The sequence below is a fragment of the Corynebacterium sp. LK33 genome, from assembly GCF_014334955.1.
In the GTDB taxonomy this organism is placed as follows: domain Bacteria; phylum Actinomycetota; class Actinomycetes; order Mycobacteriales; family Mycobacteriaceae; genus Corynebacterium; species Corynebacterium jeikeium_D.
Genome location: NZ_PDGU01000008.1, coordinates 139,524 through 155,794 on the forward strand (window position 1 = coordinate 139,524; position 16,271 = coordinate 155,794).

Annotated in this window: 10 protein-coding genes and 1 pseudogene; 1 reads left to right on the top strand and 10 read right to left on the bottom strand. The window is 66.7% G+C overall.

All coding sequences use genetic code 11. The annotated features are described in order from the left end of the window. The 8 genes from CRD20_RS02620 to CRD20_RS02655 form a co-directional block, all read right to left on the bottom strand. Positions 1 to 738: an ABC transporter permease gene (locus tag CRD20_RS02620; RefSeq protein WP_048733945.1), complete on the bottom strand. Its 738-nt coding sequence runs from the start codon at positions 736 to 738 to the stop codon at positions 1 to 3. Then, positions 735 to 1,487 (bottom strand): ABC transporter permease, encoded by a 753-nt coding sequence (locus tag CRD20_RS02625; protein ID WP_016423213.1) that lies wholly within the window; start codon positions 1,485 to 1,487, stop codon positions 735 to 737. Before CRD20_RS02625 ends, CRD20_RS02620 begins: the two co-directional genes overlap by 4 nt. Next, entirely contained in the window at positions 1,484 to 2,527 is a 1,044-nt protein-coding gene (locus CRD20_RS02630; RefSeq protein WP_016423214.1) for an ATP-binding cassette domain-containing protein, read from the bottom strand. Before CRD20_RS02630 ends, CRD20_RS02625 begins: the two co-directional genes overlap by 4 nt. After that, entirely contained in the window at positions 2,524 to 3,702 is a 1,179-nt protein-coding gene (locus CRD20_RS02635) for a saccharopine dehydrogenase (protein WP_370545785.1), read from the bottom strand. Before CRD20_RS02635 ends, CRD20_RS02630 begins: the two co-directional genes overlap by 4 nt. Next, a complete protein-coding gene (locus CRD20_RS02640; protein ID WP_187404788.1) occupies positions 3,695 to 10,027 on the bottom strand; it encodes a non-ribosomal peptide synthetase in 6,333 nt (2,110 codons plus the stop codon). The genes CRD20_RS02635 and CRD20_RS02640 overlap by 8 nt, the downstream gene beginning before the upstream one ends. Before the next feature lie 10 nt (positions 10,028 to 10,037). Continuing rightward, complete coding sequence (locus tag CRD20_RS02645) at positions 10,038 to 11,810, bottom strand: AMP-binding protein (RefSeq protein WP_016423217.1); 1,773 nt, start codon at positions 11,808 to 11,810, stop codon at positions 10,038 to 10,040. 174 nt (positions 11,811 to 11,984) lie between these two features. Next, positions 11,985 to 14,186, bottom strand: a complete 2,202-nt coding sequence (locus CRD20_RS02650; RefSeq protein WP_246819563.1) for an ATP-binding cassette domain-containing protein — start codon at positions 14,184 to 14,186, stop codon at positions 11,985 to 11,987. A 107-nt stretch (positions 14,187 to 14,293) separates the two neighbouring features. Next, a complete protein-coding gene (locus tag CRD20_RS02655) occupies positions 14,294 to 14,875 on the bottom strand; it encodes an ECF transporter S component (RefSeq protein ID WP_246819564.1) in 582 nt (193 codons plus the stop codon). A gap of 568 nt (positions 14,876 to 15,443) precedes the next feature. Between CRD20_RS02655 and CRD20_RS11280 the strand changes: the two are divergent. Continuing rightward, positions 15,444 to 15,609, top strand: a pseudogene (locus CRD20_RS11280) (transposase); the annotation flags it as partial. 137 nt (positions 15,610 to 15,746) lie between these two features. On the opposite strand, the gene CRD20_RS11285 reads toward CRD20_RS11280, so the two are convergent. Beyond that, positions 15,747 to 15,869: a hypothetical protein gene (locus CRD20_RS11285; RefSeq protein ID WP_370545811.1), complete on the bottom strand. Its 123-nt coding sequence runs from the start codon at positions 15,867 to 15,869 to the stop codon at positions 15,747 to 15,749. Between the two features lie 128 nt (positions 15,870 to 15,997). Beyond that, positions 15,998 to 16,246 carry a hypothetical protein gene (locus tag CRD20_RS02665; protein ID WP_016423221.1) on the bottom strand — a complete coding sequence of 83 codons (249 nt, stop codon included), beginning with the start codon at positions 16,244 to 16,246 and terminating at the stop codon, positions 15,998 to 16,000. Positions 16,247 to 16,271: the final 25 nt, after the last annotated feature.

Below are 16,271 nucleotides of genomic sequence, written 5' to 3' on the forward strand. Positions count from 1 at the left end.
TCATGCAGACTCCCCCGGCCTGATTTTCACGGCGATGCCCCACGCCGCGAGCACGGCGATGCCTAAGAACCAGGCCGCGCAGACCACCAGACCCGCAGCCCCGGTGCCGTTGACGGCCTCGCCGGCCGCGGATACGGGGGTGTGCCCGGCGATTCCGCGCAGGAGAGGACGGAAGTGGTCGGCGGGCATGAGCACCGTGTTGACGAACATCGCAACGATGATTAACGGGATGAGAGCCACGGAACCCTGGGGGCTGGTGATGGAGAACGCGATGTACGTGCCGGTGCATGCGGCCGCCGCGGCAACCATCGCGCCGGTCACCGCGATCCTCCACCACCAGGACACCTCCGGGAGGCCGTCGGACAGCAAGGCGGCCACCGCCGCGACGACGACCGTCATCGCCATGATCCGGATGAACTCGGCAATAATCCGTGCGGCCGGCACGGCCGCGTACGGTGACGGCATGGTGATTAACCGCTCGTGGAAGCCATTGCTGCGTTCAACGAACACGGTGGACGATCCCGTGATGGCCAGGATGAACGCCCACGCCGTCACGACCAGGATGACCGCGTTCCGGAGTTCGAACTCTCCGGTGAGCTGCCTGACCAGGCCACCGAACATGCGGTTGACGATGAACAGGTACACGAGCGGAGCAATGAACGTCATGAACCAGAAGTCGGAGCGCCGCAGCCAAATGTGGACGATGCGCCGCAGATGCACGGAGACGGCGTCGATCATGATTCGCTCCTCGAGGTGAACCGGCGGATGAACAGGACGATTCCGGCGACCACCGCGACGCCGAGCCACAGGGCTGCCTCTTCCCCGGCGCTATCCGGGAAGGCGTCCGGGGATGCCGCCCTGATCACCTCGATCATCGGCGAAAACGGCATGTGACGTACGACGTCGCGCAGGGAGCCGTCCAAAGCGGTCGCCGGAATGAACGCGGTGGAGAACATAAGCAGCAGCATTTCCAGCGCCTGGATCGATGAGGCCGTCGACACCGGGGCGGGCACCATCAGGATCACCCCGTCCGTGACCAGGGACAGGACCGCTGCGGCGAGCAGTGACCACAGGACAGTCCACGCGACGTCACCGACAGCCATGTCGAGGCCACAGGCCCACGCGACGACCAGCAGCGCCGCGATCGACGCGGACATCCGCAGCAAATCGGTGGCGAGCCTGCCGGCGACATAGCCGCCTGTGGCCCCGGGCAACACGCGCACGCGGTCAACAAGCCCGGATTCGACGTCCTGTCCCACCGCCATTGCCGACGCCGCGGCGGTGAACATCGCCGCCTGGAACAGGCAGCCGCCGAGCACGAAACGCAGGTACCCGAAGCCGGATTGCCCCGCCGAGTACCCAAACACCGCGTACAGGCACAGCAGGAAGAGGGGCGGAACTACGAACATGGAGATCAGCGACGCGGTGTTGCGTCGCAACAGCAGCAGATCCCGACGGAGAAACGCCGCGACCGACGTCGCACTCATCGTGCCGCACCCCCTGCGTTCATCGATATGAACACCTCGTTGAGGGTGGGCGGCGACACGCTCAGCGAATCCGGCAACGCTTCCGAGGCCTCCATCGCCCGCGCCACCGCCTCGAGGATCCGCGGCCCGGGGTCGACGTCGAGGGACACCGACTTCCCCGCGACGCGGGCGCGGTCCAGGCACGTTCCCCCGAGGCAGCGGGCGAACGCCTCCGCCCCGGCGGCGGTGGCGAAGGACACGCGGAGCACGTGCGACCCGAAGTCGCGGCGCAATTCCTCCGGCGTTCCGCTGGCGACGATGCGTCGGTCCTTGAGCAGATGGACGTGGTCTGCCAGCGCCTCCGCCTCTTCCAGGTACTGGGTGGTCAGCACCAGGGTCATTCCGTCGTCCCGCAGCTGCCGGATGAAGCCCCACAGCTCTTCGCGGCTGACCGGGTCCAACCCCGTCGTGGGTTCGTCGAGGAACAGCAGCCTGGGCACGACGCACAGCGACGCGGCGATGTCGAGGCGCCGCCGCATGCCACCCGAATAGGCCGACACCAACGTCGAGGCACTGTCTGCGAGCGAGAATTGCGCGAGTAGTTCCGTCGCGCGGGCGGCCGCGTCGGCGCGGTCGAGTCCGCGCAGCCGCCCGAAGAACTCCAGGTTCTCCCGGCCGGTGAGGTTCTCGTCGATCGCCGCGAATTGGCCGGTGGTGGCAATGTCGGCGCGCACGCCCGCCGGATCCTCTTTCACATCGCGCGAGAAGATGCTCACCTCGCCGGAGTCTGCGGTGATGAGCGTCGACAGGATTCGGATGAGAGTGGTCTTGCCTGCGCCGTTGTGGCCGAGGAACGACACGATCGCCCCGGCGGGCACGGTGAAACTCACGCCGTCGAGCACATGCTTGCGCATCCGGGCACCGCGCTTTCCCTTACGCCCGCCGTCCGGCGGGGCACCTGCACCGCCTTCGGGCGCGGTGCCCGCTTTGCCCGCAATCGGGTAGCTCTTCGTGAGGTTGCGGACGACGATCGCCGCACCTCGTTCAGCTTTCTCCGTCATCGTTTCCCCTTTTCTTTGGTATCGCAGTGGGCCGCTGTCGGCAGCGGCCCCGTGGTCGGGTTGTCATGCGGCACCTCGATATGGATGCCCGCATCGCGGGCGAAGGCGAGGACCGGTTCGAGGAGCCGGGGGTGGCCGACGAGATCCCGGCACCCCTGCGCGACCGGCTTCCCCGCGACCGCCACAACGGTGGCGGCAGCAATCGCCGCGGTCATTTTGTAGGAACCCGGGCCGGTCGCCCGGACGACGGTCGTCTCGGCCGACGGCCCCGCATCGCCCGCGCCGGCGGACGACAGTGCGACGACCAGCTCGGCGGGTTGCGGAGTGCCCTTCGCCCGCGCCTTCCGCGATGTCACGGCCGACCCGAGACGGGCGAGCAAACCGGATACAACGGGCATCGCGTACAATCTCGACGTGCAGATCTTCTCCACCGACTCATCGGGGAGGGCATCGAAGGCGACGTGGTAGGAATATCCACGGATCGAGGGGCACACCTCGCGTACGACGTCGACGTCCGGGCATTCGTAGCCGATTCCGCTTTGCGACGACACCGGGTTGCGCCGCACTTCGACAATGGCGCCGCCGAGCATCGCGCGGTATCCGCCGCGAATGGTCCGGAACATCGACTCGACCGACGCGGCCCCGGATTCCTGGTCGGCGCCGATTCGCAGATCGACCCGCACATCGCGGACCTCTTCGACCCCCGCAGCGCGGGCCCCGAGAATCAACAGTGCCGTCGACAAGCCCGGGCACAGGCCGAACCCGGTGAGCACGGGAACCCCCTCCCGCCGGGCATCCCCGTCGAGGGCCATGATTGCGCGGCGGGCGTCGATCGAATCGTTGACGTCGATGTATCCGGTGCCTGAGTCAATGCAAGCACGGGCGAGTGAGTCTGCGTGCACCTCGAACGGGCCGGTGCAGTTGACCACCCAATCGTGTTTGCGGAATACCCTGCAGATCTCGTTGTGGCCGGCGGCGATCCTCAGCGGGAAGTGCCGCCCCGGGCCATCGTCCGGTTTCTTTCGGGAAGTGTAGGCCAGCTCGATCCCGTCGACGGCGCCGAGCATCCCCCGGACGAGCCGTCCGGTGACGCCGGTACCTCCGGCCACCAGCACTTTCACAGGTTCGCCCGCGTCGCGGTCCCGTGCTTCCCCGCCGTTTCGTCGATCAGTCACTTTCCATCTCGTTTCCCCGGTCCCGCGACCGGTCGATTCCATCGGACGACGGGTCCACTGCCCTGTCGTCCGTTTCCGGCGCCCGGCGCCGGTGTTCGATGTACTCCCCGATGAGAGCCCCAGTCAGCGCGGCATCCTCTCCGAGGACGAACGAATAGTGGTTTCCCGCGACGCCGGCGACGCAGAGGTCATCGACGAGGTGGTCCCGCCACTGGTCGTGGTTGTGAGCCTCGCCGTCATCGGGGAAAACGAACAGCGCCTCCCTCACCCGCCCCTCGGGCCGGTACCGAGTGCGGGCATCGATGAGCGAGCGCAGCGAGTTGAACTCCGTCGCTGTCACCCGGTCGCCGGAAAGCCCAAGGTCCTCCAGGAGCGTCGGTGCGACCGCTGCGGCCAGGGCACGCAGGCGGGCCCCTCGTTCCTCATCGGTCTCGTCGACCCCGCCGAACTCCGCCCAGAGGCGGGCAACCGGCGTTCCGTGCGGGAGATCGGCGATCGAGGGCATCACCCGGGACAGCAGCCCCTTTTCGGATTCCGCGTCGAAATCCCCGACGTCGACCGCGATCCCCGGAGCCAGGCTGTCGAGAAACACCAGCGCAGGATCGAGATCGGCCAAACGGAGCGCCATCTCGGCCGCGATGGTGCCGCCGAGGCTCCATCCAACGATCGCAGGGGCGGCACCGTCGACGAGCACCTCGCGGACCCGGCCCGAGTAGTGGGCCGCGATATCGCCGATGCCGATAGCGTGGGGGAATGGTCTCTCGAACTCCGCGAAGCCGACACCCCACACCTGCCCGCCACCGGGGATCGCGAGTGCCAGGTCTCGGTAGATGTCGACGGTGCCGAATCCGCCGTGGACGAGGAAGATCGGGCGCGCCTCATCACCGCTGCGCAATAGAACCAGCGAACGGTCCGTGGCCGACGCGCCGGGGTCATCCGCGTCCCGCCGGTCGGTCGGCGTGGCCGTTGACTGGCCGACGAGCTCTGCCACGCCACGTGGCGTCGGCTTGGCCAGCGCTTCCGCGAGCGGCACCGACGCCCCGGTGATGTCCTGGATCCGCTGCATCAGTTTCACGAATCCCAGGGAGTCGTAGCCGAGGAGGAACAGGTTGTCGTCCGCGCCGGCTTCGGCGCCGCCGAGGTCGGCCCGGACTATCCCAGTGATGACCGTCAGGTATCCGCGAACTCGGCCCATCAGGTCCCCGGATGCGATCCTCGAGATCGCGCCCGCCCTGTCGCGCTCTGCCGATAACACGCCCGCGACGCCGTCGTCGATCACCCCACCGCCGGAAGAAGTGCCCCCGACCGCCAGGCGCAGGTGCCGAACCTGGCCGACGCTCAGCGGCGCCGCTTCGGAGCAGCCCCCGGCGAAGCCCGACACCGACCTGATGTAATGGTCGAAGATGTCCTCCACCAGTTCCGGTTTCAGGATCTGCTCGACGAAATCCCAGGCGACGTTGATACGCCCGTCGACCTCCATCACCTGGTTGTCCAACAGCACCTGCGGAGTCTGGGAGATGGCGTAATCGACGTCTCCCAGGACGTGGGCATCCTTGCCCGAGCCATCGCCTGCCGCGGCCCCCTCGCCGAACAGCAACGAGGTGTACACGAACGGCGCTATGGCCTGTCCGACGGGCAGACCCCGGTGGCGCGCGATGGTGCCGAGCAACGACACCCCGGAGTACCCGGCCGCCATGTGCCCGAGCAGCCGGTTGCGCAGTTCCGCCGTCCACCAACGGAGATCATGGTCGGCGGCCGCTTTTACAGGCATCAGAATGACGCCGGTGAAATCACCGAAGACGCCGGCGACGTCGGCGATTTCGGAATCACGGTTGTACGTGGTGATGTTGATGCCGACCGAATCCCCCTTCGACCACAGCGACAGGCTCGTCGCATAGCAGGCGAGAAGCAGTGCGGACACGCTGCCGTCGGCGGCGCTGGCCCTTTCCCGCAACAGTGCGGTTTCCTCAGCGGTGAACGTGTACGACAGGCGACGCATCCGCGGTACATCCACGTCCGCGGCCGCACCGCTTGATGGAAGGGTGTTGCCGGGCGGGAATTCCTCGACCACCGTCCGAGTCAACGTCTCTTCGCCCCGCCCGACCGCCGAAGCTTCCCGACGCTTCATCTCCAAGACGTACGTGCGGTAGTCGCCAGTGACGGGCGGAAGCTCCGTTCCTCGGTACAGCTTGTCCAGGTCGTCGATGAAAATCCGCTGGCTCGCCCCGTCTCCGATGATCATGTCCACGCTGAAGAACAGGCGGTGCCGCCCGTCCGGGAGCGCGAACGCCGACAGATGGAACAAGGGCCAGCTGCCCAGATCGAATACCTGGTGGCTCAGCTCATCGCGCTTGCGCCGCACCGCCTCGACCACGGTCGCCTCATCGGCGGTCCGGTAGTCGGCGACATCAATACGGTAGCGCGGAACCTCCGGCAGGATCCGCTGCGTGGCTTGTGCGGTGAACACGACGCGCAGCATCGGATGCCTGCGGATTAGCTTGTCGAGGGCGTCTTCCAGGCGATCGATGTCGGTGCCGGGTTCGGTGACGGATTCGATGTAGTAGTGCTCGGTGACGCCGCCCAGCTCGAACCCAGAGTTCCGGCCAACGTAGTAGGCCTTCTGCATGTCAGTCAAGGGGAACGGCGCGTGGGGGTCATCCCCGAATTGTTCCACCGGATCCTTTCCGTGGGCACTCGCGGAGCATTCTCGGGCGCCTCCTGCGGCTGAACCGGCACCGACGGCACAATCGGGGGAAGGCACTGCCTCGGCGACGGCTTCAGACTCGGCCCCGGATTCCCGCATGGCCTCCGATACAAGGCCGGCGATGTGCGCGATGGTCGGGTCGACGATGACGTCGCGGAAACGGAGCCGGACTCCCGTCTTCTGCCGGATTGCGCGAATCATAACCTGGAATTGCAGGGAATCGCCGCCGCGGCGGAAGAAGGACTCTCCCGCGCCGCACGCCGAATCCGCGGCACCCGTCGACGGGGCTTCCCCGAGAATCTCGTCGAAGACTCCGGACACCAACTCGATCGCCCCGGGGTCGGCGACGGAACCAGCCGAGCCCACGGCTCCGGCCCCCGCCCCGGCGACCTCGCCATCGGCCGTTGCCCCGCCGCCCGCGGCGCCGACGTGCCTACGAATTTCCTCCTGGTCCAGTTTCCCGTTGACGGTAACGGGCAGGTGCGCCACCGGCAGCAGGACCGTCGGTACCATGTACGCTGGCAAGCATCGGGCAAGCTCGGCCCGGACGGCATCCCGCGAGCCGGTCATATCGTCCACCGGAACGTAGAGGCACGCCAGTAGTCCCCGATCGCCCGATTCGACGACCGCCGCCATCGACGCGGTCACCAGGCCGGACCGCTCGAGGACCGATTCGATTTCTCCGAGTTCGACGCGGAAGCCCGCGATTTTCACCTGACGATCGCGGCGGCCGAGAAATTCCACAAAACCCTCCGCGTTGAACATGCCCACGTCTCCGGTCCGGTAGCAGCGACCGATGCCTGGGACATACCCGAAGGCGGCAGCGGTCCGCTCCGGATCGGCCGCATACCCCTGCGCGACGCCGAGGCCGCTGATGTGGATTTCCCCCGGCACCCCGACGGGGCAATGCACCCCGTCGGGAGCGAGCACGTGGATGCCCTGGTTCGCCAGCGGGTACCCGTAGGGAATGCGGTTTTCCAGGCTGTCGCGTTGCAGCGGGTACTGGATGGACCAAATGCTTCCTTCGGTCGCACCGCCCAGGCTATTGATCGACGCGTTCGGGAACATGTCCATGGCGCGCGCCGGAAGCCCCGCTGCGATGCGATCGCCGCTGAGCAATACGGTGCGCACATCCGGGAACACGTCGTCGTCCGTCGCCCGGACCAGGGCGAGCTCCAACAGGGCGGGCGCGGAGTTCCACAGCGTGACCCGCTCTTCCCGCAAGACGTCGAGGATTTCATCGGCGTTGCGTTCGTCTCCGACCATCGTCACCGTCGCTCCTGCCGCGAACGCACCGAACACGTCGTAGACCGACAGGTCGAATCCCAGCGACGACAATCCGATAATGCAATCAGCGGAGGTGACCCCATACCGCCGGTTCACGTCGAGGATGGTGTTGATACAGTTGCGATGACTGATCCGCACACCCTTTGGCCGGCCCGTGGTCCCCGAGGTGAAGATGACGTAGGCAAGGTCGTCAGGGGCAGTGCCGGGCGAAGAGTGCGCACCCGCGCTGCCCGCGCGGTCGCAGACTTCCGCGGCTGCGGGCTTGCCGACGCCCTCTACTCCGCTTTGGTCCAGTTCATCGATCACGCCGGTGTCCAGAATCGGGCCCGCCGCACCTGAGGCTTCCACTACGTATTCTTGTCGCTGGGCCGGCATGCCCGCGTCGACAGGCACGAATGCGGCTCCCGCACGCAATGCGCCGACCATGTTGACGATGTCGTCGGGATGCTTGGTGTAGCGCACGATCACCGCATCCCCCGCCCCGACGCCGGAATCCGAGAGTTGGCGGGCGATGCGTCCGGCCCTGGCCCAGACCTCGGCGTAGGTGTACGAGATGCCACGGGCGGCGAGGCGCACGGCCGGCGCATCCGGAGTCGCCGCGCATGCGGCTTCGACAAGCGAAACCAGGGTGTCATCGTGGATCGGGCCCGCAGCGTCGTTGTAGCGGGCGACGGCCCTCTCCGTCTCCGCATGACGGATGGGCAGAGCCTCTCCCCCCTCCGCCACCACGTCCAGGGCCTCCGCAACGGCTCCGAACATCGCATCTACCGCAGGGAAGTAATCGTCGACCACGTCCCACGACAACGCCATCCCGCCCGATGCTGGCATCACCTGGATGTCGAGGCACACCTGCGCGGTTTGCGTGTAGACGCGTTCGATGACCGGGCTGCGCCCGCTTCCCCGCTCGCCGCCGAGGTAGCTGGTGAACACCACCGGAGCGGTGGCCTGGGACTGATTGGCCGCGTCCCGGAGGAATCGCTGTAGCACCTCCACACCGGAAACGCAGCGGTGGGACAGCCCTTCGCGGATGTCCAGGTCGATCGCCTCCGCCAACCCGTCGATGGTCGCGGCTCTCCCGGCGTCGACGCCGACAAGCATCGATGAAGTGAAATCTCCCATCACCCTCGTGCCCGCGGCGAGGCCGCTGCGTTCGCTGACAGTCACGTTGACCGTCAACGCGGATTCGGGCAGCCACCTGCAGACGACGGCGGCGTTGACGGCCATCACCAGCGACGACAGGGTAACTCCAATGCGGCGGGCACGTTCGCTGAGCTTGGCGGTGACCTCCGCGTCGAGCACCGTGCCCAAGCGCCGGGTCGACCAATCGTCGCCACCCCCCACGGCCGCCGGGAACTCCGGACGCCGCGGCAGATCTGCGGCCTTCTTCTCCCAGTAGGCGAGGTCCTCGGCCCGTTTCCCGTCGCGCCGGCGCGCAGAGATCGCCGCCAGGGCATCCCCATATCTGGAAGCCGGAGCCGGCGGCTCCCCGGCCAGCAGGGATTCGAGCTCGTCGAAGAACAGGTACACCGAACCCGCATCCATGACGATCATGTTGAAGTAGATGAACATCCTGCACCCGCCCGCATCTGCGAGCAGCCTCGCGGCGACCATGGGGCCGTCCTCGTTCGACGATCGCGCCGCGGTTCGCATGTCCCGACGGATCTCCCCCACCGCCGCGTCGATATCGTCGCCGGACCCGACTACCTCGACGGTGGCGAGGCACACGCCGGTCGGGCTCAAGACCCCGGCATCGACGTCGAGCCGATGGAACAGCACGTCGTGACGCCCGAAGACCGCCCGCACGGCCTCCTCCACCTGCGGCAACGAATAGTCGTGCCGGGATTCCGCGTAGATGTACGTCGCTTGGCCACCAAGCTCGATGTCCTCGTCCGCGCCGAGCAGGTAGGCGGTCTGGATTGGATTGAGCGGGACCGCATCCGCGGGACCAGCCCCATTTTTGCCGGCACAGCCGTCATCCGACTCACCCGTCGCTACAGCGGGATCGGCCCCGGCAGCGGCACCTGCGGCAGATCCGGCATCAGCGCCACCCCGGGCGGCGTCGATGACGGCCGCCAAATCAGCGACCGTGACCCCGGGGTCCATCGCCGCGTAATCGATGGTGACCCCGTACTCGTCCTCCAGCGCCAGCAGCATCTGGAGGAAAGTCAGGGAGTTCGGGATGTGGTCGCGGAGTTTCACGTCCGCCGAATCCAGGTGCACGCCGATGGCGTCGGCGATGGACTCCGACAGCCGTTCGGGGGCGACTCGGGCCCCGGTGCGGGCTCTTCCCACGGCGGTAGATGCGACGGCCGGCGCGATCGTTTCATTGGTCATCGTCATCGCCTCAGAGCAGAGCCTCGAGCTTGCGGCGGAGCTTCTTGCCGTTCGACGCGACGGGCAGCTCGTCGACCCACAGAACCCTGGAGACGGGCACCCCGGCGACGCGCATCAGCTCGGTCGTCGCGGACCGGGCCACCGCCTGTTCATCGATCGGAGGTTCATCCCCGTCCGATTGCCCGGCACCGGTCGCATCGTCGGCCTTACGATCGGTCGGGGTCCGCCTGGCCAAGAACACGGCGATCTCCTCTTCGCCCGTGGCTGGGTTGCTCCGGCCGAGAACGGCAACATCGCGGTCAAGCACATTCTCCAGCACGGCTTCCAAATCAGCCGAATAGTAATTCCGGCCGTTGACGAAGATGATGTCCTTCTTCCGGCCGAGGACGAACAACTCGCCGTCGCGGAGAATGCCCATGTCCCCCGTTGCGAACGCCCCATCATCGGTGAGCTCGTGCTCCACGATCCCCTCTGCTGTGATCGCGGCGCGGGTCATCGGAGCGCCGGCGATGTGGATTTCACCGACGGTGCCGTCGCCGAGGACCCCGCCCCCGTCATCGCGGATGGTCAAGGAAATCCCCGGGACGGCCTTGCCCAAGGCGACGAACTCAGCTCCGGACTCGCTCTCGATGTCCTCGAAACGCTGCCCCGTGGCGATGCCCGTCCGGTCAAGTCGCACCGTGGACAGACCCGAGTAGATGTCCCGGGTCGTGACCAGCAGGCAAGCTTCGGACATTCCGTAGGCGGAGGTCAGGGCATCCTCCCGGAGACCCATGGCGGACATCGCCGCGAGGAACTTCCGGGCCAATGGAGCGTCGATGGGCTCAGAACCGCTCATCAGCTTCTGGACGTTGGAGAAGTCGTAACCGTGGTCATCCCCGAGGGGCCGGCGCTCGAGATGGCGCAGGAAATGCTTGAACGCGAAGTTCGGGCACACTGTCACCGTCGGCCGGTGCCTGGTCACGGCCTCGAACCACCTCGGGGGATCGGCGACCACCTCGGAAACCGGCAGCAACACCTGGTCGTACCCACGAAAAAGGGCGTAGACGTGGAAGCCGATCAGCGAAAGGTTGTGGGTCAAAGGCAGCCACGTGAGCATCTTGTTCTCGTACCGGTGCGCGTGGCGTGGGATCGTCGCGCGCAGACCGTTCAGCACGGACTCGTTGGTTACGATGACGCCCTTTGGCGATCCCGTGGAGCCGGACGAAAACTGGATGAGGGCTTCGCCTGCCGTCCCACCTCGCACCGGGAACGCGGGGACCGCCCCGGCGCCATCCCCGGAATCCACGTCACCCGCCTGAGAGAAGTCCGATTCAGCATCACCCGGCATCGCCGCATCCGGTTCCGCGGCAGCGTCATTGACGATGGACACGTCGAGCAGCCGATCCTCGCCCACGACCACGGCACCGTTTGCGCCGGTGAGCAGCGTGTAACTGCGTTCGTCGACCAGGATCGGGGCCCCGGGCATCATGTCCGAGAGCGTCCGCACCCTGTCGACGTCAACCGGGCCCGACACCGGCGGCGCAAGCGCCGGAACCGCGCCGGCGTAGACGCAGCCCCAGAACGCCCGGATGAGCCCGCGGTTCTCCGAAACCTGGAAGATCACGCGATCGCCGGGGCCGATGCCGGCTTCGGCCAACCGAGTCGCAGCCGCCACCGCCTCCGCATGGACCCGGCCATACGGGACGAAGACGTCCCGCCGATTCTCGACGAAGGTGATCCCCTTTTTCGTCTCATCGGCCTTGTCCCGAAGCACGTCGCTGATGGTCCGGATCGTGTTCATTGGTACCTCTTTCGGTTGTCGGCGCCATGCCGGTGCCGGGCGGACCGGGCCCGCATGGCGTGACCCGGAGGATGTGTCTGAAGGGTTGAAAGGGTGAAGCAACTGGGTGGGGCGCGTCTCCGCACAAGCTCAGAAACGCTCGCGGGCCCGGGACCCGCCGGTTCCAGGCGCCCGTCAAGTCACTGCAGACACCAGGGCGGCGACGAAGACCGCGGCGGACGCTGCGGCCGCGAACCCGTCACGCACTCGCCAGGGGTGATCGGTGCGGAAGGTACGCCGCGGATAGAGGCCGAAGTTGCGCATCGCCAGGGTCAGGGACAGCTTTTCGGCGCAGCGCACGGCGCTGACGAACAACGGGAAAGCGATGCGCGCGGGCGTCGTCGCGCGAATGAAACCGGAGCGGAAAGACTGCTCCGGTCGCATCGAGCGCAATCTAATCGCCCATGTCAGCTGGGGGATTTCACTGCGCAGGAACGCTGCGATGCTCACCCCGGAAATCGCTATGGTGCACCATGTGTAGGGCACCCGGAGGCGTTGCACCATGGCGTCGAAAAGCTCCTCGACGCGCATGCACGCGGAGACCAGGACCGTCCCCGCGAACACGGCCATCAACAGCAGTCCGTGATGGATGCCGTGGCGGACGGCTTCCGACGCATCCCCACCTCCGTAGAACTCGGAGCGCCACCCGAGCAGGCCGAAGAACCCCCCGATTAACAGGACAAGAAGGACCTTCCCCGCCGTCGCCCGAACGTCGCGTTCCGCGATCGCAGCGAGTGCGAGGAACCCGACCACCGTCAGGGCGAGAACGGCGTCTCCGCCGGAGAGCAGCCCGGCGACGAGGACGAACATCACCGCCGCGACAATCGTGATGGCGTTCAACCCCGCGCGCCTTCGAGCGGCGGATTCACTGGTCCAGGGGCTTTCGTCCAAGGACGTCCGTGCGCCGGCCGCGGGCAGTGGGCGATCCCGCCGGGACGACTCCGGGGAAGCCGGCAGGTCGGCTGCGGGACCGGACCAGGCGACCTTCCCTTCGGCGACGATGCTCGCCCTATCTGCCCACGTTCGCGCGACACGGCGGTCGTGGCACGTGAACACAACGGTTCCGCCGGCCCCGGCGTATTCCGCTAGCGCATCCAGTACGATGCGCGAGCTCGGCGAATCCAGGTGCGCCAACGGCTCGTCGAGAAGCAGCAAACGGCGATTGGCCGCCACCGCCAGGAAGATGCCCAACCGTCTTTTCTGTCCGCCCGACAGGACGAACGGCGAGACGGGGTCAAGTGCCCTGGGGCACAGGGCTTCCCGCAGTTTCCGCAGCTCATCGGCGCCGAGTGGTCCGTGCGGGTCCGTGCCGGCCAGCGCGGAGTCGATTTCCGCGGCGACGGTCGCGCGGGTGAACTGGTGCTCGGGGTTCTGGAACGCCCACGACGCGAAGGCGTCGGGGACGCGCCGGGCGGACGCGCCGTCGATCCGGAAGTTCGCTCCCGCCTTCATCTGGCCTGACAGCACCGCCAGCAAGGTGGACTTACCGGCTCCGTTGGCGCCGACTAGGGCATGAATCTCGCCCCGTTCCAGTGTCAGATCGGCCCCGTCCAGAATCCTCTCCCCGCCTCGGGCCACGTGGGTTCCGGTCAAGGCCAGCAGTGGAACGGCATCCGCCTCCGATTCCAAATCGGGACGGTCCGGTGCCCCCGTGCCCGGCGTACTGGCGTCCGGCGCTCCGGCGGGCGCGGCCGACGTCGCAATGCCCTTCACCGCGATGCCCTCCGGTGCTCCGTGCGCGGCGACGCTCCCGTCCGCATCGAGGATTGTCACCGTGTCGACCCACCCGTCGAACGGGCGGAGGTCGTGCTCGATGAGCAGGATAACGCGCCCCGGGGCCCGCAAATCACGGATGGCGGCGAACAGCGACCGACGACCGTCCTCGTCAACGTGGGCCGCGGGCTCGTCGAAGATCATGACCTCCGGCGCCCTGGCCACAGCACCGGCGATGGCCATCCGCTGGCGTTGCCCACCCGACAAAGCCCACGGATCCTTCTCCGCGAGCTCTGACAGCCCGAGCTCCGATAGGGCCTCGGCTGATTGCTTGGCGACGATGCCGGCTTCCACGAGGGAAAACTCGAGGGCCATCGACACGTCATCGACGACTCGGAGCGTGAGCACCTGCGTCGACGGGTCTTGCCCGACGAAGGTGACCCGGTCCCCGTCCACGGGGCGTTCGGTGCCGTCGGCATCGACGATGTGCACGAATCCGGCATGGTCGATGGGGATGTGCGAGGGGATCAGTCCAGCGATGAGGTGGGCCAGGCTCGTCTTTCCGCATCCCACGGGTCCCGTGATGGCGTTAATCGTGCCGAAATCGAAGGAGAGATCCACCATGTCGGGTGCCCATCGCCCATCGGCGTGCCGGACGCCCGCGCCACTAACCCGTAACCGGGCCGGGGCCGTCCCGCGTGTCGCACCGGCGCACGCGGGTGCTCCGCCGGTCACCGGGTGACTCCGCGGCTGCGAAGCCCCTTTGCGACGGCAAAGCCCAGGACCAAAAACACCAGGCTCGATGCCAAGGCTACGGCGAAGCTAATCAGGGTCATGGGCGTGGTCGGCGAGTCGACGCCGACTGCGCGCGGGGCCATCGTTCCCATCAGCGCGGAGAACAACATCGCCGACGCCACGAACTGGGGACGCGTCCACCGCCGGTACAGGGTGACCATGAACGGAAGCTCGATGAGCAATCCTTCCATAGTCAGCGCCCCGATTGCGGCGACGCCGAACGGGGTGGTCGCCGCAGACACGACGCCCATGGCAAGGCACGCGATAAGGCTCGCGCCAGGCTTGCGGACGACGATGAGGGGAACAACGCACTGCAGGAACCACAACCCGAGCGTCGCCGCGACGAGATAAACGTGGGCGATGCCGGCGAACACCTGCAGGTAGGTCAGGGGCACGATGATGAGAGACCCCGCGACGCCGATCGCGGCGGCGACGAGCATGTCGCGGATGGATGGTCGGCCACCAGCTGCGACCGGTGCGACGTGCACCAACCGCCCGTCATCCGTCTGCGACGCCACCGCGTCCCCGGCTCCCCCTCCGGAGAGGGGTTCTCCGGTCGATCCACGTTTTCCGTTCATCGTCGCCGCCTCGCTTCCGTTGCCGATTCCCGATCGGGAACACCACCTGAAACAGTATTAGGTTAGGCAATGCTTATCGGCTTACGCCAGGCTCAATTTACTGAAATTACCCCCGCCCCCCCCCCGAACGAAAAACCGCCTTCCCAGCGTGCTCACAGAGATTCGCCCCGTACTCGAGCGCGTCTTTGCAGGCGAGATTCTCTCCCGCACGCTGGTGCTGGACTCGCTCATCCACTACGAAGGTCCGACAAAACTGGCCGCCGCAGGTCGAGGCCGGGTCCTGAAGTGGATGCGCAACCGCGCCAAGAAGGACCCTGCTGCCCTGGTTGACGCAATTTTCGCCGCCCTTGCCGAGCGAACTGTCACGGTACCCGGCACTGCGGCAGCAGAATTGGTCATTCCCCAGCTGGCGGCGAACATCAAAGCGCTTCAAGCACAGCGCGACACGATTGCCGGACAAGTCGAGGAGATGCTCGAATCGTTCCCTCTTGCCCAGATCTTGATGTCGATGCCCGGCGTAGGCATCAAGACCGCCTCTAACATCGTGTTGTCCATCGGCGATTGCCAGGACTTCGCCGACGCCGCACACTTAGCCGCTTACGCCGACCACCCGGCAGTCGGGTACGTCGGTCCGCGGCGAGTTTCCCACCAGGGCCGGCAAAAAACAGTTGAAAAACGCGATGTTTCGATCGGCGTGGATCGCGTCGCACTGCCATCCCGCATCGCGCGACTACTCCCTGCGTAAACGGGCTGAAGGACAGAAGCACAATGCCGCGGTGATGTGGCTTGCCCGAAGCCGCTGCAACGTCATCTATGCCCTGTTGACTCGGCGTGAGTTCTTCCGAGAAATCCCTGCTAGAACCATCGCCACGGCTGCGTAGGCCACTGCGCTGATCACCGCCGGCCCGCACGATGCGGCCCGGCGATCAGTCATGGCTACACCCCTCCCATACGATGTACGTGAAAGTCTCGCCTGACTATTGACAATCCACATAGGACCCCCACGCGGATTGGAACCGAGTGGCGGCCGACCTCTCGCCCCCCGCGGCCGGACACCGCCACCTAGGCGCCGAACAGGGCCACTTCCGCCGAGCCGTATTCGACGATCCCGAAATCACTTTCCCGAATCTTCATCCCCCGCCCGTGCTCGATGTCGCCGGAGGCCCGGAATTGGAGGCCGAAAACCAGATCCTCGTCGCTCAGTTCCGGCAGGATCACAATCCTCACCAACTCGAACGGCTCATACGCGGAATCCAGGTCGTCGTCGATGGACAGGAAAATCTCCCCGTCCCCCTCCCCTGCCCTCCCCATCGCCGCAACCCCCGTGGTTTAGGAG

What these genes read in the sequence shown, in the direction of transcription:
- CRD20_RS02640 (WP_187404788.1), bottom strand. Translation starts at nt 10,027, where the DNA reads ATGACCAATGAAACGATCGCGCCGGCCGTCGCATCTACCGCCGTGGGA.
- CRD20_RS02650 (WP_246819563.1), bottom strand. Translation starts at nt 14,186, where the DNA reads ATGGTGGATCTCTCCTTCGATTTCGGCACGATTAACGCCATCACGGGA.
- CRD20_RS02665 (WP_016423221.1), bottom strand. Translation starts at nt 16,246, where the DNA reads ATGGGGAGGGCAGGGGAGGGGGACGGGGAGATTTTCCTGTCCATCGAC.
- CRD20_RS11285 (WP_370545811.1), bottom strand. Translation starts at nt 15,869, where the DNA reads ATGACTGATCGCCGGGCCGCATCGTGCGGGCCGGCGGTGATCAGCGCA.
- CRD20_RS02630 (WP_016423214.1), bottom strand. Translation starts at nt 2,527, where the DNA reads ATGACGGAGAAAGCTGAACGAGGTGCGGCGATCGTCGTCCGCAACCTC.
- CRD20_RS02620 (WP_048733945.1), bottom strand. Translation starts at nt 738, where the DNA reads ATGATCGACGCCGTCTCCGTGCATCTGCGGCGCATCGTCCACATTTGG.
- CRD20_RS02625 (WP_016423213.1), bottom strand. Translation starts at nt 1,487, where the DNA reads ATGAGTGCGACGTCGGTCGCGGCGTTTCTCCGTCGGGATCTGCTGCTG.
- CRD20_RS02645 (WP_016423217.1), bottom strand. Translation starts at nt 11,810, where the DNA reads ATGAACACGATCCGGACCATCAGCGACGTGCTTCGGGACAAGGCCGAT.